Annotated in this window: 18 protein-coding genes and 2 pseudogenes; 5 read left to right on the top strand and 15 right to left on the bottom strand. The window is 67.8% G+C overall.

What is annotated here, in order from left to right:
- Window positions 1-249: 249 nt before the first annotated feature.
- The 8 genes from OG395_RS09245 to OG395_RS09280 all read right to left on the bottom strand — a co-directional run bounded on the left by OG395_RS09245 (window position 250) and on the right by OG395_RS09280 (window position 8,115).
- Entirely contained in the window at window positions 250-1,545 is a 1,296-nt protein-coding gene (locus OG395_RS09245) for a VanZ family protein (RefSeq protein WP_327242447.1), read from the bottom strand.
- Between the two features lie 76 nt (window positions 1,546-1,621).
- Window positions 1,622-1,873 (bottom strand): hypothetical protein, encoded by a 252-nt coding sequence (locus OG395_RS09250; RefSeq protein ID WP_327242448.1) that lies wholly within the window; start codon window positions 1,871-1,873, stop codon window positions 1,622-1,624.
- Window positions 1,874-1,939: 66 nt separating this feature from the next.
- On the bottom strand, window positions 1,940-2,128 hold the full coding sequence (locus tag OG395_RS09255) for a hypothetical protein (protein WP_327242449.1): 189 nt from the start codon (window positions 2,126-2,128) through the stop codon (window positions 1,940-1,942).
- 111 nt (window positions 2,129-2,239) lie between these two features.
- The gene (locus OG395_RS09260; protein ID WP_327242450.1) at window positions 2,240-2,488 is read right to left on the bottom strand and encodes a hypothetical protein; all 249 of its coding nucleotides are present in this window, start codon (window positions 2,486-2,488) and stop codon (window positions 2,240-2,242) included.
- A gap of 606 nt (window positions 2,489-3,094) precedes the next feature.
- Window positions 3,095-4,246, bottom strand: coding sequence for an ISAs1 family transposase (locus OG395_RS09265; RefSeq protein ID WP_327242451.1), 1,152 nt, complete (start codon window positions 4,244-4,246; stop codon window positions 3,095-3,097).
- Between the two features lie 43 nt (window positions 4,247-4,289).
- Window positions 4,290-5,519: a site-specific integrase gene (locus OG395_RS09270; RefSeq protein WP_327242452.1), complete on the bottom strand. Its 1,230-nt coding sequence runs from the start codon at window positions 5,517-5,519 to the stop codon at window positions 4,290-4,292.
- 387 nt (window positions 5,520-5,906) lie between these two features.
- Window positions 5,907-7,229, bottom strand: a complete 1,323-nt coding sequence (locus OG395_RS09275) for an IS701 family transposase (protein ID WP_327241768.1) — start codon at window positions 7,227-7,229, stop codon at window positions 5,907-5,909.
- A gap of 115 nt (window positions 7,230-7,344) precedes the next feature.
- Window positions 7,345-8,115 carry a hypothetical protein gene (locus OG395_RS09280; protein WP_327242453.1) on the bottom strand — a complete coding sequence of 257 codons (771 nt, stop codon included), beginning with the start codon at window positions 8,113-8,115 and terminating at the stop codon, window positions 7,345-7,347.
- 320 nt (window positions 8,116-8,435) lie between these two features.
- Between OG395_RS09280 and OG395_RS09285 the strand changes: the two genes are divergently transcribed.
- Window positions 8,436-9,710 carry an ISL3 family transposase gene (locus OG395_RS09285; protein WP_327241761.1) on the top strand — a complete coding sequence of 425 codons (1,275 nt, stop codon included), beginning with the start codon at window positions 8,436-8,438 and terminating at the stop codon, window positions 9,708-9,710.
- Here OG395_RS09285 and OG395_RS09290 read toward each other — a convergent pair.
- From OG395_RS09290 to OG395_RS09300, 3 genes are all read right to left on the bottom strand, one after another.
- Window positions 9,661-10,905 (bottom strand): tyrosine-type recombinase/integrase, encoded by a 1,245-nt coding sequence (locus OG395_RS09290; protein WP_327242454.1) that lies wholly within the window; start codon window positions 10,903-10,905, stop codon window positions 9,661-9,663. The genes OG395_RS09285 and OG395_RS09290 overlap by 50 nt on opposite strands.
- Window positions 10,906-11,059: 154 nt before the next feature.
- Window positions 11,060-11,353, bottom strand: coding sequence for a hypothetical protein (locus OG395_RS09295; RefSeq protein ID WP_327242455.1), 294 nt, complete (start codon window positions 11,351-11,353; stop codon window positions 11,060-11,062).
- A 65-nt stretch (window positions 11,354-11,418) separates the two neighbouring features.
- The gene (locus tag OG395_RS09300; protein WP_327242456.1) at window positions 11,419-12,030 is read right to left on the bottom strand and encodes a dihydrofolate reductase family protein; all 612 of its coding nucleotides are present in this window, start codon (window positions 12,028-12,030) and stop codon (window positions 11,419-11,421) included.
- Between the two features lie 159 nt (window positions 12,031-12,189).
- Between OG395_RS09300 and OG395_RS09305 the strand changes: the two genes are divergently transcribed.
- Complete coding sequence (locus tag OG395_RS09305) at window positions 12,190-13,353, top strand: IS701 family transposase (protein WP_327249288.1); 1,164 nt, start codon at window positions 12,190-12,192, stop codon at window positions 13,351-13,353.
- A gap of 267 nt (window positions 13,354-13,620) precedes the next feature.
- Here OG395_RS09305 and OG395_RS09310 read toward each other — a convergent pair whose 3' ends face one another.
- The 3 genes from OG395_RS09310 to OG395_RS09320 are packed head-to-tail and all read right to left on the bottom strand — an operon-like array spanning window position 13,621 to window position 17,644.
- A complete protein-coding gene (locus OG395_RS09310; RefSeq protein ID WP_326812619.1) occupies window positions 13,621-14,232 on the bottom strand; it encodes a DUF6262 family protein in 612 nt (203 codons plus the stop codon).
- Complete coding sequence (locus OG395_RS09315; RefSeq protein ID WP_327242457.1) at window positions 14,229-16,853, bottom strand: tyrosine-type recombinase/integrase; 2,625 nt, start codon at window positions 16,851-16,853, stop codon at window positions 14,229-14,231. Before OG395_RS09315 ends, OG395_RS09310 begins: the two co-directional genes overlap by 4 nt.
- A complete protein-coding gene (locus tag OG395_RS09320; RefSeq protein ID WP_327242458.1) occupies window positions 16,850-17,644 on the bottom strand; it encodes a tyrosine-type recombinase/integrase in 795 nt (264 codons plus the stop codon). Before OG395_RS09320 ends, OG395_RS09315 begins: the two co-directional genes overlap by 4 nt.
- Before the next feature lie 66 nt (window positions 17,645-17,710).
- Between OG395_RS09320 and OG395_RS09325 the strand changes: the two genes are divergently transcribed.
- The 3 genes and pseudogenes from OG395_RS09325 to OG395_RS09335 all read left to right on the top strand — a co-directional run.
- Window positions 17,711-18,685 carry a lysylphosphatidylglycerol synthase transmembrane domain-containing protein gene (locus OG395_RS09325; protein ID WP_327249289.1) on the top strand — a complete coding sequence of 325 codons (975 nt, stop codon included), beginning with the start codon at window positions 17,711-17,713 and terminating at the stop codon, window positions 18,683-18,685.
- A 194-nt stretch (window positions 18,686-18,879) separates the two neighbouring features.
- Entirely contained in the window at window positions 18,880-18,999 is a 120-nt protein-coding gene (locus OG395_RS09330; protein WP_327242459.1) for a CBS domain-containing protein, read from the top strand.
- A 305-nt stretch (window positions 19,000-19,304) separates the two neighbouring features.
- Window positions 19,305-19,676, top strand: a pseudogene (locus OG395_RS09335) (IS110 family transposase); the annotation flags it as partial.
- Between the two features lie 376 nt (window positions 19,677-20,052).
- Here OG395_RS09335 and OG395_RS58230 read toward each other — a convergent pair.
- Window positions 20,053-20,142 (bottom strand): annotated as a pseudogene (locus OG395_RS58230) (transposase); the annotation flags it as partial.
- Between the last annotated feature and the right edge of the window lie 69 nt (window positions 20,143-20,211).

The following is a 20,211-nucleotide window of genomic DNA, read 5'->3' on the forward strand; positions in this document are numbered from 1 at the left end:
ACGCAGTGTGGTTCCGGATGGTCGTCCAACAGCTGCTGACCGTGGCCCTGTCGCGCTCTGGTGACCAGGACAGGGTCTATCCCGTCCTTGGCGTGCGCACGCCGCCTACTGGGAGCTACGGAGTTGGAAAAGTTCCATAGCCGCCAGCTGGTGAGCACTACCGCCGCTGGAACCGTTCGAGATATGGGTTCAGACTGTGCCCTGCTGGTCGACTGGGAGGCCCATCGTAAGCTACCCCCATGGGTCGGCTTACGACTCAGCGGGGGCTTCCTGGCCGGGGATGGGGTCGGGCTGTACCTGCTGGCCGGTGACTGCATCGATACGGAGAGCCGCTTTCGCCTCGCCGTTCTTGCCTACGTTGACAAGCCAGAGAGGCCGCCAGGTCCCGTTGACTTTCTCGGCCAGCAGGAAAGTTTCACCAATGCTGTCCATTTTGGTCAATCCCTCGGCGCGGTGCTGAGCCTGGGCACGGCCGAGTACTGGCTTGGGAAGGTTGGGGTCTTCTGCGGTCCTCACTGTGATGGCCATGATGCGGCCCGAAGAGGTAACCGTGATGTCCAGTCGCATGGGCATGAGAACGCCATCGTGGTACCGGCGATAGCTGAGCGCATACGGCCCGTTGCCACCGCCCAGCGGGTCCCAGGTGACCTTACTGTCCTTCACCTCTTCAGGGAACCAACGCGCTGCGAAGCGCTGGCCAACGGCTTTTGCCTGAACAGAGCTCAGGTTCCCGCCGTCGTCCTGGTGATCATCCGCCTCCGCAGCGAGGATCTTCCGCTCGGTCCACGAGAGGTTAAGGACGCCTTGATCAGTGGTGACGTCGATCTTCACTGGCTCCCCGGGCACGCCGGGGCGCAGCTGGACCTGTACTACCTTCGACTGCTCGCCGAAAACGCCGACGGCAGCGGAGCGCGCCCAGCGATCCTGGGCGGCGGTGACTCCCAGCCCCTCGGAAGCGCCCTCAACAGGGGTTACCGCTCCAAAGAGGGCGAATATAGCGAGGAGGCAAACCGCCGCCGCACCACCGCCGCGGACGAAGTCGCGCCGCGAGAAGAGGGGCCTGCGTGCCACGAGACCCAGTACGGCCAGCCCTACGCACAAGCCGACTGCGGCACCCATGCAATTGAGAGTGATGTCGGAGTAGGTACAGGTCCTGCCCAGCGGGAAAGCCGCCTGCGCGAGTTCCACGCCGGGCACCGTGACACTGGCGATCGCCAACGACAGCATCGGCTGGCGGGTTGCCATCACGAGGGAGAAGCACCCAGGCGCGAACAGCAGCACATTGAGCAGGCCAGGCGTGGTGTGCAAGGCGTCGCGCAGGGGTGTTCCCGTAACGCACGTCATGTTCGTGGCGGCGTCCCCGACGTTGCCCGGAGTCAACGTCACCGCGAACGCGCCCGCGAAGAGGACTGCGGCGGCGGCGCTGTACAGGACAGGGCCATTCTTCGCCCGCGCGATGAACACGGCAGGCGTGGTAAACAACACCGCGAACACCAGGAAGAGGGGCACAATACCGGACAGTGCCCCGACAGACGCGCTGATCAATGGAATTCCTTGTTCTCAGTACAAGGCTTCCGGCCCCGTGAAAGAAAGGGACCGGAAGCAGGTGTGCCGTGGCGTATCAGCAGGGGTTGAGACTCGGAGTCCAGAAGTAACCCTGACCCGACACGGTCATGCCGCCGGTCGCGCGACAGCTGGAAGGCACCGGCTTACCTCCGAAGCTGTAAGACTTGGACGCCCCCGAGGCGACGTTGGACGCCCCCGAGCTGTAGACCGTGCTCCCGGAGTCCATCACGAGGATCGCAGTCACGGTGCTGCCACCCGACTTGGAGTACTTGACCGTCGAGTAGAAGAGGCTCGAGTTCCCGGACACTATCCTCCCGTTCTCCACGGTCGAGTACAGCGTTCCGTTACTCGGCTTCGTCGACGTACTCGCCGCTCATGCCGACGAGCCAGCCCCGAGCACACAGAGCGACGCCGCAGCGATCACTCCGACCTTCTTGGCAATACCCATGCCCATATCCCTCTCCGAATGCACGATTTGAGCAAAACTGGCTGTCGACGCCAGCAACGACGACGACAGTACGATCTTGAACGTCGATATCCACGCCGAGCGGAACGCGTTCACGTCCCTCAACCCGGCAACATGAGCGATAGACCCTTACCGAGCCGGAACATGGGAAATGGTCACGGTCTCGAATAACCCTACGGATTCAGGGCTGGGCGCCACCATGTGGTATCAGCAGGGGTTGAGACTCGGAGTCCAGAAGTATCCCTGACCCGCCGCCTTGATGCCGCCGGTGGCGCGGCAGCCGGAAGGCACCGGCTTACCTCCGAAGCTGATGGACGCAGACTGCCCCGAGGCGACGCTGTAGGTCCCGGAGCTGTAGACAGTGCCCGCGTCCATCAGGAGATTGACGCTCACGGTGCTGCCGCCCGACTTGGAGTACTTGACCGTCGAATAGAAGAGGCTCGAGTTCCCGGACACTATCCTCCCGTTCTCCACGGTCGAATAGATCGTTCCGTTACTCAGCTTCGTCGACGTACTCGCCGCTCATGCCGACGAGCCAGCCCCGAGCACACAGAGCGACGCCGCAGCGATCACTCCGACCTTCTTGGCAATACCCATGCCCATATCCCTCTCCAATGAATCAATTTGAGCAAGGAAAAGTTGTCGGCGCCTCCAACGATGACGACCTTAAACGATCTTGAGCGCCAACACCAGAGCAGAGTGGATCTCGAGAGGCGGAACCGCCCCGCACCCAGGAGGCGGTGCTCACCCAGCGGCGACGCATCGGCAAGCTGGTGGGGCAGATCCGCGACTGCGAAAATATTCGCACCAATTAGAGGTGTTCCGGAATGCAGCGTCTATCTCTGCCCTGCTTTGAAGACTTTCATCCGGTAGGTGATGAATTCCTCTCTCCGGCCAGGAGCCCCAGTGTCCGCCTCATCCGCTTCCGTGTTTAGACGTCCGTTCGGTTTCATGAGGGCGGAGTCCTCCTGGCGGGAATACCGAGGTCGACGACGACGCGGAATGAGCGCCGGTCGAGTTGCAGGGGCGCTGCAAAGTCTCTTGATCTTGTGAGTGCGCCGGTCAGGCGATGCCCAAGAGGTCGAGTGGGCGGGTGAACGGTTCGTAGGAAGCGTGGCGGAGACCGGCGGCGATGTTGCTGTGCCCGGCGTCGCGGAGCGTGTTGATCGCCAAGTTCCGCAGGCTCGCCATGTTGTCGGGCCCGTGGCCGGTCCGAACCTTCGAGGCGTCCTCGCGGAAGGTGGTGTCGCGGACGAAGTGCAGCCGGTTCTCGATGGTCCACTGCGACCTGGCGAGTTGGCCCAGGCGTTGGGGCGAGGCTTGATGCGAGGTCAGGTCGGTGATCGCGTAGACGGTCTGGCGGGTGCACGCGCCGGTCTTGAGGTCGGTGCGGTGGCGCAGGATCCGCACGGCCTGGACGGCGTGGGGGAAGTCGAGTCCGAGGTCGGTGACCGTGAGGACCCTGGTGACGCGGGTCTCCTTGCGTCCGTGGCCCCTCTCGCGGTCGTAGCGGCGTGCGGTGACGTCCTTCCACGGCAGTGACCGCACCTGTCGGTGCAGACCGGGCTGGTTGGCCTTGACCACCAGCAGGTAGTGCGCGTTCTTCTCCTCGACCAGGAAGCGCGCGTGGGCGCGCTGGGTGTGCAGAGCATCGGCCGTGACGGTGACCCCGGTCAGGTCGTAGGGCTCCAGCAGGGCGGCGAAGCAGGTGATCTCGTTGGTCTTGTCGGGCACCCGCAGCTGGGTGACGGTCCGCCCCTGGTCGGTCATCGCGGCCAGGAGATGGGCGGCCGGGCTCTGGTCGTGAAGCGACCCGCGGGCGGCCTTGCCGTCCACGGCCACCGACTGTGCGCCTGCGGGATCGGCGCCGGTCAGGTCGGCCAGGCCGCCCGGGCAGACACGGCCGAGGACCCGTCGGATCGTGGCAGCGCTCGGCGGAACGCGCACGCCCAGCGCGCCTACGGTCCGGGCGCCCAACCGGGCCAGCGTGTGCTGCGGGGCGCTGGTGGACCACTGCCCGATCGCCGCGTACGACCGGGCGCCTGCCACCACCGCCGAGGCAGCGACCAGCAGCACCGCCACGAACGGGTGACGCACACCGCGCCGGCGCCGGGGATCAGGCAGCAACCGCAACCGCTCCACCAGCGGAAGCACTGCGACACCCGCCAGGGTGGGCGGCTTGACCAGACAGACGGTGGCAGACTGACGACACATCGAAACTCCGGCGAAGCAGGGCGACTTGGGAAGGTCACCCCGTTCAACCGGAGTTTCGTTGCTTCCGTGACGGGTCACCCTCGACACCCTGCAGCACCATGACCTGCAGACTCACCTGATCATCGGGACTTTGAAACGCCCCTGGGTCGAGTTGGGTGAGCTTCTCCTCCGCTCCGGCAAGGCTCACGCGCAGTCCTTCCACCTCGCCGAGCCATCCTTCGCGTTCGGCCTCGGCGATGCGGGCGAGGAGGTTGTCGCGGATCTCGTCGAGCCGGTCGCGCTGGGCGGGGTCGGGCCAGAGCATCGGGCAGCGCACGCAGGCGTGTTCGTGGATGCAGGAGGTGCCGAACGCGCGGCCGCATGCTCCGATGGAGACCTTGCGCCGCTCGAAGTGGCCGAGGAATTCTTGCCATTCCTCATCAGTGGGGACGCGGTATTCCTCGCTCGGGCGTAGGGACCGGCGGCGAGCGAGGAAGGCCATGTGCGCCTGGATTGCCTCTTCGGGGTAGACGGCCTTGCAGCCGAGAGTCACGTTGATGTCCTGGTGGCCGGCGATCACCTGGGCGATGTGTGGCGGCAGCCCGTTGAGGATGGCATCGGTGATGAACAGCCGGCGGAAGTCGTGCGGTGTGTAGCGAAGTGGGGCGTCGGTGGCGTCGGTCAGGCCGGTGTCGATGAGGGCCTGGTGGAGCATTGTGCGGACGGTTTCATCGGTGAACGCGCAGTCCTCGCCGCGGATGCGTCGTTGGAACAGCAGCGGGGCTGGCTCCTGCCACGCGCATTCCCGGCGGTCGTAGGAGCGGACTAGGGGAACGGCGCCGGCGGTCTGCCGGGCTCGGCAGATGATCGTGCTCAGGACGTCGGCGAGTTCGGGGCTGACCAGCAGCAGGCGCTCGGTATCCGTCTTAGACGGGACGATCTGAAGGAGGGGGACGAGTTCACCGGTGCTTGGCAGCCGGTATTGGACCAGGCTGTGGTGGCTGAGTTCCAGTAGCTCCTCGATGCGGATGCCGGTGGCCCGCAGGACCTCGACCACGGCCCAGGTCCAGAAGGCTCGCTCGTCCTCGAGCCCGAGGTCGCGGCGTTTTCCGGTGTGTGGGTCCTCGGCCCAGATCCTGCCGGCTGTTCCGTGCGGAACCACGGCGCGTACGAGTTGCTGACCGGCAGCGGTGAACACCTCGCCGGGGCTGGTATGCCGGGCGGCTTCCAGTACCGCGGCAGCGTCCTTGCGACGCTGGTCGACCGTGCGGACGAGGATGGGCAGGACCGGCAAGGCGCTCGCGGGTGCGGGCGTCCATCCTCGCTTTGCGCCGCCGTTGTACTTTGCGGTTCTCCAGCTCGTCAGCCCTTACCGGGCTCGGTGCCACCCACGGGCCCCAGCGGCCGGGATCTTCCAGTGCCCACTGGGCGATATCGAGGTAGAAGGCCCGCACCTGGGTGAGCGTGTCCCGGTGGTTGAGCCTCTCGACCTTTGTGCTGGTGCGTCGGCCGTCGGGGCCGGGAACGGTCTTGTCCTTGGTGCGAATCCGCTGCTTCCACTGCCCGATGACGTATGGGGCAAGGCGGAGACTATCGGCGTCGGGGTGATGGTGCTCGATGTCCTGCCAGAAGTTTTTGCCGAGGTGGTAGGAGACTCGACTTTCGACGTTCTGATTGATCGTCATGCCAGGTGTGCGCTGGCTGCGGCCCATGCCTCTTGCACGGCGCGGATTTCGGTATCTGTGGGCTGACCGGCGTCGATGGGCATAAATCGGGCCGCGATGATCGTTCGGCGGAGCTTGGCGGTCATGTCGGAGAACGCCGGGTGCGTCTTGGTGAGGTACCACGGGGCCCGTGCCCGGTGCTCGGCCGCGTCCTGGGGGTGGTGGCCGTGCAGCGCGTACCAGACCACGGTGATCGTGTAGCAGTACAGGCCGAACGGAACCCCTCGCTGGACCGCGCGCCGGGTCCGGTGGTGGGCCTGGCCGACGCCGAGGATGCCGCGGGCTTCGCCGAAGGTCACCTCGATCGACCATCGCGCGGCATACCGGGCCACCAGTTGCCCGGCCGACGCGGTCAGGTCGGTGGAGATCAACGCCAGGTCGTAGCCGGTGTCGATGGCATCCTCGCGGAGCAGCAGCACCTTCACCGTTTGGGTGTGGAAGGAGCCGTACCACAGGCAGGTGGTCTCGGCGGTGAACACGGTCTCGGTGCGGCCGTAGCGGGTCACGGCCTGCGGGGTGAACGCCAGCGTGGCGGCCAGCTCGGCCGGAGTGCCGAGCCTGTCGCCTTTCAGGCGGGGCCTACCGCGCCGTCCGGTCGGCGGTGGGGCAAGGCGGTAGAGCACCGCGTGGGACGGCAGCCGGGTAGTGAAGGTGACAGATACGGGCAGGTCACGCAGCGCCTTGCCGTGGTAGGCGGCATCCGCGACCACATCGATACGTCGGCTCCAGTGGCAGGCGGCCAGGAATCGGATCATGGAAGCGGCCAGTTCGACCTTGGTCTGCTCGCCTTTCGGGCGGTGCAGCCGGGCGGCCACCGGCAGGCACACCGGACGGGGCAGGAACGGCAGGTCCACGATCAGGCCGAGGACGACGAAGCAGGTGCCGTAGCCGATCCCGTCGCGGCCGGCGGCGGAGCCGTCGTGCTGCCAGGCGGCGCCGAAGACCTTCTTCCCACGCCGTTTGAACAGCGTGTCGTCGACCGCCACCGTCAGCGGGGTGCCGTCGGGCACCACAGAGCGCACCACAAGGTGGGACAGCGACGCGCCCAGCGTCTGCGGCTCCCAGCGGGCGCGGGCGAAGAAGGAGTGGGCCCGGTCATGGGACCAGCAACGGGTCAACCCCGCGCCCAGCAGCATCCCGGTGACCGTGCCCCGACCGGTGTTCGCGATCAGCCCAGTGACCAGCGCGGCGAACGTGGAGAAGGTCGGCGAGGTGAAACTGCCGCGCAAAGCGCCCAGCACAGCGAGCAGAGATGCGGGTACGGTCGGATCCGGAAGCATCGGCGGGTCCCTCACAGCAGGCGACATAAGCACCGCCGATGCTTCCTTGGCGTTTGCCTCCCGGCCGGGCCGATGGCCACAGGTCACCCGTGCGAGCTACCTATCTGACAGTTGGTCAGAACGACGAAAGTCGAGAGGAGAGGGACTTCAAGCTGTTGTAGTCCAGAGCGGGCTGGCGTTCACGTAGATAGTCCACGAGCAGGTCACGAACGGGACGGCAGCGCAGTCCGTAGCGGTCGACCAGCTCCTCAGGGGTCCGCTGTCCCCGGTTGCGGACCTCGCGCAGATTCTGTGGGGCCGCCTCTCCCAGGGCTCCGAGCTGGTGCAGCAGCCGGTAGAACACCTCGGTCCCCGCCGTCATCCGCTTGAGAACCGTGGCCTGAGCCTCGAAGAGCTCTAGGACATCGCCGACAGTGATTCCGGTCAGCATGCCGCCCTTGGCCGCGAGAATGAGGGCACCGCGGCAGAGAGCCGAGCTGACGGCACCCGACCGTACATCCTGAACTGACGCGCCCAGCTCCCGCAGGCGCTCGAACCCGTGCGGGTCGCGGCTGCGGGCCATAGAGCGAACCAGAACCCCTTGGCGGCTGGCCCCGGCGGCCAGCCAATTCACCGACGGCCGCAGCAGATCAGCACTGATCACTGTCGTCAGGGCCCGGCCCACCACCGGCATGCGCCAAGCTGCTTTGAGTCCGCGGTTGTGCAGCCACTGCTTGATCAACGGCCGCCAGGCGGCGCCTGCCTGCTCGATGCCGCTGGCCTGCCACCGCTCCTGCCAGGTCTGTCCCGGCTGGTCTTCCAGCCAGTCCAGCACCATGACGATGCCATGCTTGTGGTGCAGTTCGCTGCCGGCGTTCTCCAGCGTGAAGGGCGGACGGGACAGCAACTTTGCCGCCTCAGCGCGAGAGCGCTCGGTGCCTGGCCAACTGATGGGAACGGTCCGGCCGGGGAAGCGCTGCTGGGCTGCCATGGAGCGGGTGAGTTGAGGCTCCATTCCAGTAGCCGATGTGTGGGAGCCGGCACGGGCCGACGAGGCGGTGGTCATCGGGCACCGGTTCCGAACAGCACATTGAGACTTTCCGGCCGGTATTTGGGGCTCTCCTGTCGCTTCCGTGGGTCGCTGACCAGGGCTGATACGCAGAACACGCCGTAGCCCGGCTACGTTTCGACTTGCGACAGTACGAAACGGAAGAACCTGGATACGGCGTGCGATCTGCAAGCATATGGACTCGGCTGCTCGGAGTCGAACACACGGTGGTCGCGTCGGTCGAGGCCGAGGAGGGCAACGGCGCGGAGGCGGGCCCCTGGGATGTGGTGATCGTGGCCCATGCCCGCCCGGCGAAGAGGCGGCGGCAGCGGTGCGGGGTCTGCGGTCGCCGGTGCGCCCGGTTCGACAACGGCGAGGGCCGCCGGCGCTGGCGTGCCCTGGACCTGGGGGTGGTCCGGGCGTTCATCGAGGCCGACGCGCCGCGGGTATCCTGTCCCCAGCACGGTGTGGTCGTCGCCCACGTGCCCTGGGCCCGCCACGGTGCCGGGCACACCCTGGCCTTCGACGACACGGTGGCCTGGCTGGCCACGCACTGCTCGAAGACCACGGTGGTCCAACTGCTGAGGATCGGCTGGCGCACGGTCGGCGGCATCTGCGCCCGCGTGTGGTCGGACGTCGAACAGCGCGTGGACCTGCTCGCGGGCCTTACCCGGGTCGGCATCGACGAGATCTCCTACAAGCGGCACCACAAGTACCTGACCGTGGTGGTCGACCACGACAGCGGCCGGCTCGTGTGGGCGGCGGCCGGCCGGGACAAGGAGACACTGCGGTCCTTCTTCGACCTGCTCGGACCTGAACGCTCCGCGAAGATCACCCACGTGTCCGCGGATGCCGCCGACTGGATAGCGAAGGTAGTCGCCGAGCGCTGCCCGCAGGCGGTGCGGGTGATGGACCCGTTCCACGTCGTGCAGTGGGCCACCGACGCCCTGGACACCGTGCGCCGCGAGGTCTGGAACGCCGAGCGCGGCGGCAAGGGCCGCGCCACCCCGGGCTCGAAGTCACTGAAGAAGGCCCGCTGGGCCCTGTGGAAACGCCCTGAGGACCTCACCGAACACCAGCGCGCGCAACTGGAGTTCATCGCGAAAGCCCACCCCGTCCTGCACCGCGCATACCTGCTCAAGGAGGCCCTTCGCCTGGCGTTGAAGTCCGGCCCCGACACCCCCGAGGCCCTCCTCGACTGGGTGTCTTGGGCCCGCCGCTCCCGACTGGAGCCCTTCGTCAAGCTGCAACGGGCCATCGTCAAGCACTGGGACGCCATCACGGCGGCAGCCGAGCACTCCATGAGCAACGGGATCGTGGAGAGCATCAACACCAAGATCCGCCTGATCACCCGCATGGCCTTCGGCTTCAAGGACCCCGCAGCGCTCATCGCACTGGCCATGCTCAGCCTCGGCGGCCACCGACCCCACCTACCAGGGCGTCAAGCTGCATGAACCTACCCACGGAAGCGACAGGAGAGCCGTATTTGGCGGCTGGAGGCGGGGTGATGCGGGCGGCTGCCTGTCGCGTCTGTTCGGCATGGTGGGCCAGCAGGCGCCGGATCACCACTTCCTTGCGAGGAGTGAGGTAAAGCTGCGTCGTGGTCAACTGCGCGTGACCGAGGACAAATTGCACGTCGGTGAGAGGGAGACTGGGGTCCTCGGCCATCCGGTAGGCGGCGGTGTGGCGCAGCGCGTGCAGCGTCGCGGAAGTCCCCGCCTTGGCATTCGCCCGCTCGAACATGCGGTGAACCGCGTGGTAGGCCAACGGCCTCGACGGCAAGCGCAAAGTCCACCACAGCGGGAAACGCCGCCCACGCGGGATCGCGTCGTCCATCTCCAGCTGATAGAGCCTCAGCCAAACGAACGCATCGGTCGAGGCGGGGAGTTCCTGGACCTCGCAAGTGCCCTTGCGGACTACCGAGATCAGCTGGCGCCCCGGATCAACTCCGGCCTGCCATGTGCTGAGCAGTTCGCTGGCCCGTGCACCAGTGGAGACGTAGAAGGCGACCAGGGCGCGGTCCCGGTGCGAAGGGAGCCGGGCGAAAATCTCGTTGAACTCCTCATCGGGGACACTGCGAGGCACCCGCTTGGGCACTCTCGGCCGGTAGAGCCCAGCGCGTTCGTTACGGGCCGGATCCATCGGGTTGCGATGGGCGTGAGCCCGTCGGCCGCGACGTGATCGGTCCAGCGGAAACGGGTTGAGGACCGGCCCGGTGCCGATGTCGCGGTGGAAGTCGTAGAAACCCCGCAGCACGGTCTCGCTGTGCGCCCGCACCGACGGTGCGTACGGCTTGCCACCTGCGGCCCACCGGCCCGCCTCGCTCGGGCGCCGCCAGTGCGGACGCCTCGGCTGTCCGGCGACCTGAAGCCAGCGGGAGAAATCTCTCGCCTCGATCCGGCTCGCTCGGTCCCACGGCACCTCGACAGCCCAGAGGAAGCGGAACCAGCGCAGCATGTCCATCCCGTAGGAACGGGCGGTCGTCGCCGTACGGCCGGCTCCCTGCAGGTCCCGCAGGAAGGCGCAAGCTCCCTCAATGGGTTCTCCGGACGGATCGATGAGCCGGTAAGGCTCCCACGGGTCATCCATGGCCACCAGTTCCCCAACCAGAGGGATGGACAGGGTCGCCAGGTCTCGAGATGTCTCCATGGCCGAATCAACGAGGTCTCCTCCACAAGGTCACTGACCTGCGAAAACTCTGTCAGTAGTTCAGTCAACAGGTCGGCGTCGACGCCGCGCTTGTACTCGACATTACCGACCGCAGGAGCTCGGATACCGGCTCTGAACTGCAACGATGCATAGACTACATGTCCGCGACGCCGGGTTGGGGCCGTTGGTGTCCCCGTCCGAGTGATCTCGCGCCGGAGCCCCGGCCGCCTGGTGGCCGGGCTCCGTTGGTCGTGGCGGGTGCGACTGCGTTGGTCAGGATGGTGACCTGGCGGCCAGCCGGGATCGACAGCACCGCAGTTCCCTCGTTGTCGATGACGAGGATGAAGCCGTCCACGAAAGCCCGGCGAGCGGTGCCGTCGTCCTCGTCCTCGACCTCGACGGTGCCGACGAGCACGGTGGTGTCGAGGTACTGGATCGGCCGGGCCATGCCGCGGACGCCCCAGGACTTGCCGCCGGGGTTGGGAGCTCCGATCAGGGTCCGGCACCAGGGACCTACGTGTCGGCCCCGTAGGTCCCGAACTCCGGAAGCCCCGTCGATTCGAAGATGTGCACCGACAGGCCGCCTGCTGTCGTCTGATGGCTGACGAGCCGCAGGCCAGCCGGTGCGCCGCCGTCCGGGAACAGGCGTCGGCCCTGGCCCACCACGACCGGGGCGATCACGAGCCGCAGCGTGTCGATCAGCTCGGCTGCCAGTAGGGACTGGGCCAGCTGGGCGCTGCCGTGGATCTGCAGTTCCCGACCGGGCTGCCGCTTCAGTTCGGCGACCTGGGCGGGGATATCGCCGGACAGGATCGTGGTCGGGTTCCACTCGGCCTTGGTCAGGCTGTGGGAGGCCACGTACTTCGGCAGGCCGTTCAAGATGCCGGCGGAGGGATGGTCGGTCATCTTCGGCCAGTCCCGCGCAAAGTTCTGGTAGGTACGGCGGCCGAACAGGAACGCGTCCGCCTCGCCGAGCCAGGTGCCGGCCAGCCGGTCGAACTCCTCGTCCAGGTGCGGCACGAACCAGCCACCCCGCTTGAACCCGTCGCTGGTGTCCTCGTCCGGGGACCCCGGGCCCTGGGAGACACCGTCGAGCGTCAGGAACTCCTGCACAACCAGCTTCATCGCGCACCACTCTCTCTTCGACCTCGATGGCCGATTCAGCCTATTCGGCGGGGAGAAGCGACCGTCCCCACCGCTTAGTACTGCAACCGCATGTGGCGTGACGGGTCGTCGTTTTGGTCGTTGGGCTGACTGTGTGATGAATCGCTGACGGTCGCGCAGATCGAGGACTGGTCCGATGGGATAGCCGGGCTTCATGCCCGGTTTGCGGGACGTTTTGGCCGGTCGGAGCCACGTGAGCGGGCGTTGGACTACCTGTCCACGTTGCTCGCGCCGCTGGAAAGGAAGAATGGGTGGACGCTGGCTGAGCAGGCCGGCCAGCGTCGCCCGGACGGTTTCCAGCGGCTGCTGAACTTCGCCGACTGGGACGAGCACGCGGTCCGCGACGATGTGCGCGACTTCATCGTCGAGACGATCGGCAGCAAGGACGCGGTACTGATCGGGGACGACACCGGCTTCCTGAAGAAGGGCATCAAGTCGGCCGGGGTCCAGAGGCAGTACTCCGGAACGGCCGGGCGCACGGAGAACTGCCAGATCGGCACGTTCCTGGCCTACGCCTCCGCCGCAGGCCGGGCCTTGATCGACCGCGAGCTGTATATCCCTGTCTCCTGGACGGATGACAGGGAACGGTGCCGGGCGGCCGGGATCGGTGACGAGGTGCCCTTCGCCACGAAGATCGAGCACTTCAAGTGGATGCTGCAACGCGCGATCGACGCACGCGTCCCTTTCGCCTGGGTCACCGCGGATGAGGCATACGGCCAGGTCAAACACATGCGGGCCTGGCTGGAGGAACGACACGTCGCCTACGTCCTGGCCACCAAGGTCAACGACACCGTGCCCACCACCGGCGGCACGGACGCCGAGGTCCGCGACCTGGTCACCGCCGTGCCCCGGCAGGCATGGAAACGGATCTCCGCTGGTGCGGGCGCGCACGGCCAGCGGTTCTACGACTGGGCCCGGATCGCAATCCGCCCGGCATGGGAGGACGGCTTCGGGCACTGGGTCCTGGCCCGCCGCAGCATCAGCGACCCCACCGAGATCGCCTACTACGTCTGCTACGGCCCCGTCACCTCCCGGCTGAAAGACCTGGTCAGGACCGCTGGCGCACGTTGGCAGGTGGAGGAATGCTTCCAGATCGCCAAGGGCGAATGCGGCCTGGACCACTACCAGGTCCGTCTCTACCGGGCCTGGTACCGGCACATCACCCTGGCAATGGCCGCCCTCGCCTACCTGACCGCCATCCGCGCCGCAGAAGCCGCAAAAGGGGCAGCGGAAACGACGAGCAAGACCTCATACCCCTCAGCGTCCCGGAGATCCGCCGACTGATCGGGCACGTCGTCATCACGCCCCACTGCCATTCCAACGAGCACCGTCTGCACTGGTCACACTTCCGACGCCGCAGCCAAGCCCGAGCCCGCCGCTGCCACTACCAACGCCGAGGCCATGACCCCCACATGCGGTTGCAGTATTAGACGCCGTGGGGCGCAGAAACTCATCGGTCCGAACGCTGCTGACCGTGGCGGCCTGCGCGAGCCCGCGTGGCTCCGTCGACAAACGTGCAGGTCGGATGACCGGCGAGGAGCGCGTGGCCATCTATCGCTGGACGTCACAAGTCCCTGCGAAAGACCCGCACCCATCGGAGATGCGGGCTTCGAGGTCGGCGACGCGGCGGTCTTGGAAGCGGAGATTGGAGCGGGCGGCCTTGAGTCGTTCGTCGAGGGTGCGGTTGTCGGTGGTGAGCTGGCGGACTCGCTGCTTGAGGGTGGTGTTCTCGGTGGTGATCCGTTGGATGGCTTCCTCGGTCCACTCGGCCTGCAAGTCGCGGATCTGGCCGAGGAGTTCGCCGATGCGGGTGCGCTGGGCGAGGATCTCAGCGTGGGCGGTGTTGAGGGCGTCCTCGGCGTTCAGTGCGCGTTCGCGCCAGGTCGCCTCGCGCTTGTCGTCCTGCTGGGCGATTAGCCGCGACCGGTGTTCGCCGGCCTCGGCCATCGCGGTAGCGACCACGGCTCTGGCTTCAGGGTTGTCGTAAAGGAAGGTGCGCGAGACGTCCGCGCGGCGGGCGACTGCAGCGACGCTGACCTGGGTCTTCTCGCGTCGGATGATGGCGATCGCCTCGTGGACCCGCTGGAGAGCGGTCTCGGTCTTGCGGCGGCGGACCGCCAGGGCAGCAGCCGTGCGGGGCCCGGGGACGGAGGCGGTGTTCATGCGGTGTCCTGTTCGGGGTCGTTGCCGTCGGCTGTGCATGTATCGCTGTATTCGCCCTCCTGGTCGCTGCCCGCGTGGGCGAGGTCTGCGGCGCGGAAGGCGGTGGACCACACCCGGTGGAAGTAGTCCTGCGGTTTGCGCAGGTCCAAGGCGAGGGCGTCGTCGAGAAGACCGAGGCCGGCCAGGGCCTTCTCCAGGCCGTCGATGGCGCGGGCGGTGGGCTCGAAGTAGCGGTGGAGGTAGTCGGCGGTGGCATCGTCCGGGGCGCCTTCGGCCAGCAGCCGCCACTGTTCCCGTTTGCGGCGCCAATAGAGGAGGTCGGCGCCGGACAGGACGAACTTGTCGCAGTTGTGGCAGTCGAGGTTGAAGGGGCAGGCCCCGCCGTTCACGACGGGCTGGAAGGTGCAGAAGCCGCCCTCGGCGGGGGTGCTGCGGCGGGAGAGGTCGATGGCCAGGGCCTGGGCCTGCTCGTGGGTGAGCGGGGTGGTGTCGCTGGTGAGGGGTTCGCCGGGGTAGGCGGTGCCGGGGCCGGCGACCCACACGTGCTGGAGGACGTTGTCCAGGTCCGACTGGGTCAGGTGGACGTAGTGCTCGGCCATGCGGTCGGAGACCTGGCCGAGGTAGCGGCGGATGTGGGTCAGGGTCGCGCCGTGCCGCAGCAGCCGGGTGGCCAGCGTGTGGCGGGCCTGGTGGGCGACGTAGTGACCGCCAAGGTCGAGGTCGGCGAGCCAGCTGCGGAATCCGGTGTGGAACCAGGTGTAGGACAGGGCGCGGCGGCCGTCGGGGTTGAGGATGTCGGTGGGGAACAGGGCCAGATGGGCGCGCTCGGCGGGAGTGGGCGGGCGGCCGGCGTGCCGGTCGGCGTAGTGGGTCAGGGTCTTGCGGCGGCGTTCTTCGAGCCGGTCCAGAAGCGGGTCGGGGATACGGACGGCCGCGTTCAGGTTGCCGACCTTGGTCTGGTCGTGCCAGAGCAGGGGCAGTCCGCCGTAGCGACCGATGCAGTCCAGGCGGAGCTGGATGACCTCGCTGGCGCGTCGGCCGGTGACGATGATGGTCTCCCACATGTCCCTCAGTCCCCGGTCGTGCGGGTCGTAGCCGTCGGCGAGTTGCTGCAGGTTGGCCTCGTCCGCAAGCGCCCGGGCGACTTCGTCTGGGAAGGGGTTTCGGCTCCGGGGCGTGCCCGGGCCGCCGACCGGCATAGCGGCGATGAAGGCGCGGTCCAGGCCGATCTGCTCGGCGCTGCCGCTGTCCAGCGCGCCGCGCAGCAGGGCCCGACCGTAGTTGAACACCATCCGGCGCGAATTTTCGGTGACCTTCGCCCTTTTGCCGTCCAGGCGGGCCTGCCCGCGGAAGGCCAGTCCGAGGCGTTCGCGGTTGCGCAGGTCCGCAACGAAGCGGTGGACGTGCTCGCCGCGCAGCACGGACGGGTCGTGGCCGCCGCCCGGCGTCTCCGCCTCCAAAAACGCGGACAGTTCGGCGCCGGCGCGGCGCACGAAGTCCACCGGCTGGGCGCTGCGCGGGCAGGTGGGTGAGCGCAGCACGTCGGCAATGTGATCCCACAACAGGTCGCGCAGCCACCGCTGGGTGATGCAGGTCAGGTCGACGTAGCTGGAGCGGCCTGGGAAGCAGACACCGAAGTGCTCGGTCTCGACGTAGCCGGCGTCCCGGGTGTCGGAGGGGGTGAAGTAGATCTTCCGCAGGGCCTGTTGCATCTCCTGGACCATGCGCTGGTGGTAGGCGCGGCGGAAGACGGACGCTTCCAGGCCGGCCAGGGAGTCCACGTCGCGGCGCTGGCATTCGTCCGCGAGCGACTGCATCCACGTCAGGTGCCACACGGCGACGGGTTGCAGGCCGTGGACATGCATGCCCCACTGGAACTCGGCCCTCAGCAGGGGCCGCAGCCCGCGCAGGTTGACAGTTCCGGTGCGGTGCACCGGCAGCTGGGAGCGGCACCAGGCACGGAAGGCGACTTCGTCCTCGCAGGTCACCGGGACAGGTCGATCACGACGCTCGTAGGTGGCGAAGAAGTTCTTCGGCGGCTTCGCCCCTCCCGGGCGCCCGGCCCGGATGTAGCCGCGCTCGTGCGCGCCGCACAACCCCAGCGGCGAGGCGGCCAGTTCGTCGCACACGTCCGCTCGGCACTCACCGTAGCCCGGCAGCGACGGCTGGTCGGCCAGCCAGCGTTCGAACTCCGCCTCGCCCCCGCTGGGGTGCCGTTTCAGGTGGCTCAGCCACCGGTTGCGGTGGCGGAAGCACAGCACCAGCTGCAGGCTGAACGCCGGCCGCTGCGGGCAGATCCGGCACATCATCGCCTCCGGCATCTCCGTGGCCGGCAGCGGCTCCGCGGTCCGCAGGAACTGAGCCCGGTTCATGCCGCGCGCCTCCGCTTCCTGCCACTGCTCGGCGTGCACCGAGCACATCGCGTAGCGTCGCCAGCAGGGCCGCGCGCAGTCGACGACTGTGCAGCTCCACGGATAGACCGGGTGCGTCGGCGGGATCTTCAGCACTCCGCCGCGCAGCACCGGGTCGAACTCGGGCCCGTTGATCAGCGCGGTGAGTACCTCCAGCCGGTCCCGTCGCGTGCGGGCATCCTGCTGCGGCAGCAGTGACGGCGCCGTCACTTCGTCTCACCCCAGACCGTGCACAGGGCGGCGTCGAAGACCGGGTCGTGGACATCGACGTGTCCGTAGACCTCATCCACCATCGCTGCCGACGCCCAGCCGCCGGCGTCCCGGGCGATGAGCAGGTTGCCGTCGGCGGCGTCGAGAACCGCGGACGTGAACGAGTGCCGGAAGGCGTGGGGTTTCACCAGCCCGAGCCCGGCGCGCTTCCCGGCCCGGCCGAGCATCCGCCGGGCCCCGACCGGCGCCCACGGTTGTCCGGTATCGGCGCCGTGCAGCTGGACCAGGAGCATGCCGTGCCCGGCGCCGCGAGGGTACTCGGTGGTGATGTACTCGAAGTAGGTGTGCACCATCGCCGGGCTGACCCGCTTGATCAGACCGCCGGTAACGATGCCGTGCTCGACCCGCCAGGGGTGCTTGCTCTTGGCCTCAGCCCGGTTCGGGTTACCGGGGCGGTGGCAGACGTGCAGGTGAGGGGCGCGGCACTCGCCGCAGGCCGCGTTCTCCCGCAGGTGCAGGTCGACCAGGTATAGCCCGCACAGCTCACCGATCCTCAAGCCCCCGTCGGCGAGCCAGGTGACAACCAGCCGGTCCCGGGCAGCGTTCACCGTCTCCAACAGCCTCTCCCGAGCGCCGTCCGGAAGCATCTTCGGATGCCGGCGGTGCGGCCCCTTCGGCGCCAGCGGATTGGTGGGCAGCGACGACTTCACATGCCCGAGGAACGAACGGCGCCGGTCCACCCGCGACGGCAGCCGCGACTTATCGAGCCTCCTGCCGAGTTCGCCGTTCACACCTTCGTTACCGCACCCTTCAGGGCGCCACGTCGGCTGTGGTGGCTCGGCTCCGTCGCCCTGTTGGTGATCGCGGCGGTCGTCGCCGTGTACCGGCGGCACGACCTGGCTGCGGCATTGCACCTGATCACCGCAGTCCGGCTGCCCCGGCTGGTCCTGGTCGCCGGGTTCGAGGCAGCGTCTCTCGGCGCTCTGATCGCACTGCACTACTGGCTGCTGCGGGTGGGCGGGGCGCGCTTGCGCCTCAGAGTCGTCGGGACCATCGTGCTGGCGGCCAACGCCGTCGCCGGTGCACTGCCGGGCGGGGCGGCGTTCGCGGCCGCATGGATGTTCACGCAGTTGCGGCACAGGGAGGTCGGGCAGGTACTCGCGGGAGCGGTGCTTGCCGTCTCGGGAGTGCTGTCGGTGGCCGCGCTCTTTGCGCTGCTGGTGACCGGTGCGCTGGTGAGCGGCCCCGCGGGGCTCGGCGCGCTGCGGCCCGTGGTGCTCGGGCTCGCGGCGGTCCTCAGCCTGATGGTGGGCGCTGTGGCTGGTCTCTCCCGGTTCCGGCCGGTACGCCGCCGGTTCTGGCGGCTCTGGCGGCGACTCGGGGTACGTTCCCAACAGCTGCGGAACATCGAGGACGGCCTAATTGCCCTCGTCCGGCACGTCCATGCCGTACGACCGGGGCTGCGCCCATGGTGGCGGCCCTTCACGTTCGCGCTGCTCAACTGGGCGTGCGACGCGGCCTGCCTCCTCGCCTGTGCGTGGGGGCTGGGCATCGGCGTTCCCTGGCGCGGGATCCTCGTGGCGTACACGCTCACCCAGATGACGGGCAGCCTGCGGCTGACGCCGGGCAGTCTCGGTGTGGTGGAGGCCAGCCTGACAGCGCTGCTCGTGCTGTACGGGCTGCGCACCGACCAGGCAATCGCGCTCACGCTGCTCTACCGGACGGCGAGCTACTGGGCGCTGCAACCCATCGGCTGGGCGTGCTGGCTCGGTCTGACTTTCAGCTCACGACGCGCGGACCACCGCGCCGGAGCGGGCCGGCACACCGGATGAGAGCGCCGCTGAGTCGTCTCCATGGGGCGCCGCGAGAACCTCGTCCGCCCTGGTTGCCCAGGCACCCGACCGGCCCTCCCGTCGCCTGGCGCCGGTGGCTCACAAGGGCACAGCCCCGGTGAGCCACCGGCGAAGCGGTGCTGGTCACACGGTCTCGGTCGCTCCGTTCGGGCACAGAGCAGGTATTGCACACCGTGGAGGAGCACCGGACCCAGTCGCTGCCGGTCATCGACGAGCACAGGCTGGTCGGCCTGATCACCGAAGCCGACCTCGCTCGGCATCTCCCGGAAAAAGCAGTTGGGGGCACTTCGTAGAGTCCATCTGCGCGACTCCTTGACCATAACGCAGCCGCAACAAGCAGCGCACCGAGAAGATCCTGGAGGACGCGCAGATCAAGCTGTCATCGGTGGCGACCAACATCTTCGGCGTCTCGGGACGGTCCATCATCGAGGCTCTGATCCGTGGGGAGCGCAGTCCGAGGGATCTGGCCGATCTGGCAAGGGGCCGCCTGGTCTCCAAACACGACGCGCTGGTGGAGGCACTGACGGGACAATTCAACGATCACCATGCCTACCTATGCCGGCTGCTGCTGGACACCGTCGACCGGATCACCGCACAGGTGGACGATCTGTCGCAGCGAATCACCGCCAAACTCGCCCAGATCTCCTTACCGGAAGCGGACGTAGCTGGCGACCAGCCACGCGGCACCCCGGGCGAAACCGGTGAGGTCGGCCTGCTGCCCTTGGTCGAGCGTCTCGACGAGGTCCCCGGGACAGGACGGACGGCAGCCGAGGTGATCCTGGCCGAACTCGGCCCGAACATGCGGGTCTTCCCGACCTCCGGCCACCTGGTCTCATGGGCCAAGCTGGCACCCCGCACAATCCAGTCCGGCAGTACGAACACCTCGGGGCCCACCGGACACGGCAACCCGTGGCTCAAGGGGGTCATCGGCGAGGCCCCCATGGCCGCATCCCGAACCGACACCTTCCTCGGGGCCCGCTACCGCAGACTCGTCAAACACCGGGGCCACAAGAAAGCGGTCGTCGCCGTGGCCCGATCGATGCTGGTCATCGTCTGGCACCTCATCAACGACCCGACCGCCCGCTTCGAAGACCTCGGACCCGATCACCACCAACGACTGGTCAATCCCGTCCGCAAGACCCGAGACCTCGTCCGCCAACTCGAAGCACTCGGACACGCCGTTGTGCACGTGGCGGTCGCCCTCCGGGGCGGCCGAGGATCGCAACATCAACCACGTCGCCATCTACGCTGGCGACGGCAAGGTAGCAGTCGCCCTCTGGGGTGGCCGAGGATCGCAACGGCGACGACCGCACCGACGACACCAATGCGCCCACCTGTGGCGGTCGCCCGTCCCGCTGCCAGCGCCGGAACAGGTCGTACACCCGGCCCCACGGCCCGTACCGCTCCGGCACATCCCGCCACGGCCAGCCCAGGCGTTCGTACAGGGCTGCGGCCGACGTGTCGGAGGCCAGGACGTCGAGGTGCCCTAAGATCCGGGCCATTCC

It is taken from the genome of Streptomyces sp. NBC_01320, from assembly GCF_035974375.1.
GTDB classification, from domain to species: Bacteria; Actinomycetota; Actinomycetes; order Streptomycetales; family Streptomycetaceae; genus Streptomyces; species Streptomyces yanii.

Coding starts and splice junctions, on each gene's coding strand:
- OG395_RS09265 (WP_327242451.1), bottom strand. CDS start 4,246: ATGTGTCGTCAGTCTGCCACCGTCTGTCTGGTCAAGCCGCCCACCCTG.
- OG395_RS09275 (WP_327241768.1), bottom strand. CDS start 7,229: ATGCTTCCGGATCCGACCGTACCCGCATCTCTGCTCGCTGTGCTGGGC.
- OG395_RS09290 (WP_327242454.1), bottom strand. CDS start 10,905: ATGGAGACATCTCGAGACCTGGCGACCCTGTCCATCCCTCTGGTTGGG.
- OG395_RS09295 (WP_327242455.1), bottom strand. CDS start 11,353: ATGGCCCGGCCGATCCAGTACCTCGACACCACCGTGCTCGTCGGCACC.
- OG395_RS09300 (WP_327242456.1), bottom strand. CDS start 12,030: ATGAAGCTGGTTGTGCAGGAGTTCCTGACGCTCGACGGTGTCTCCCAG.
- OG395_RS09310 (WP_326812619.1), bottom strand. CDS start 14,232: ATGAACACCGCCTCCGTCCCCGGGCCCCGCACGGCTGCTGCCCTGGCG.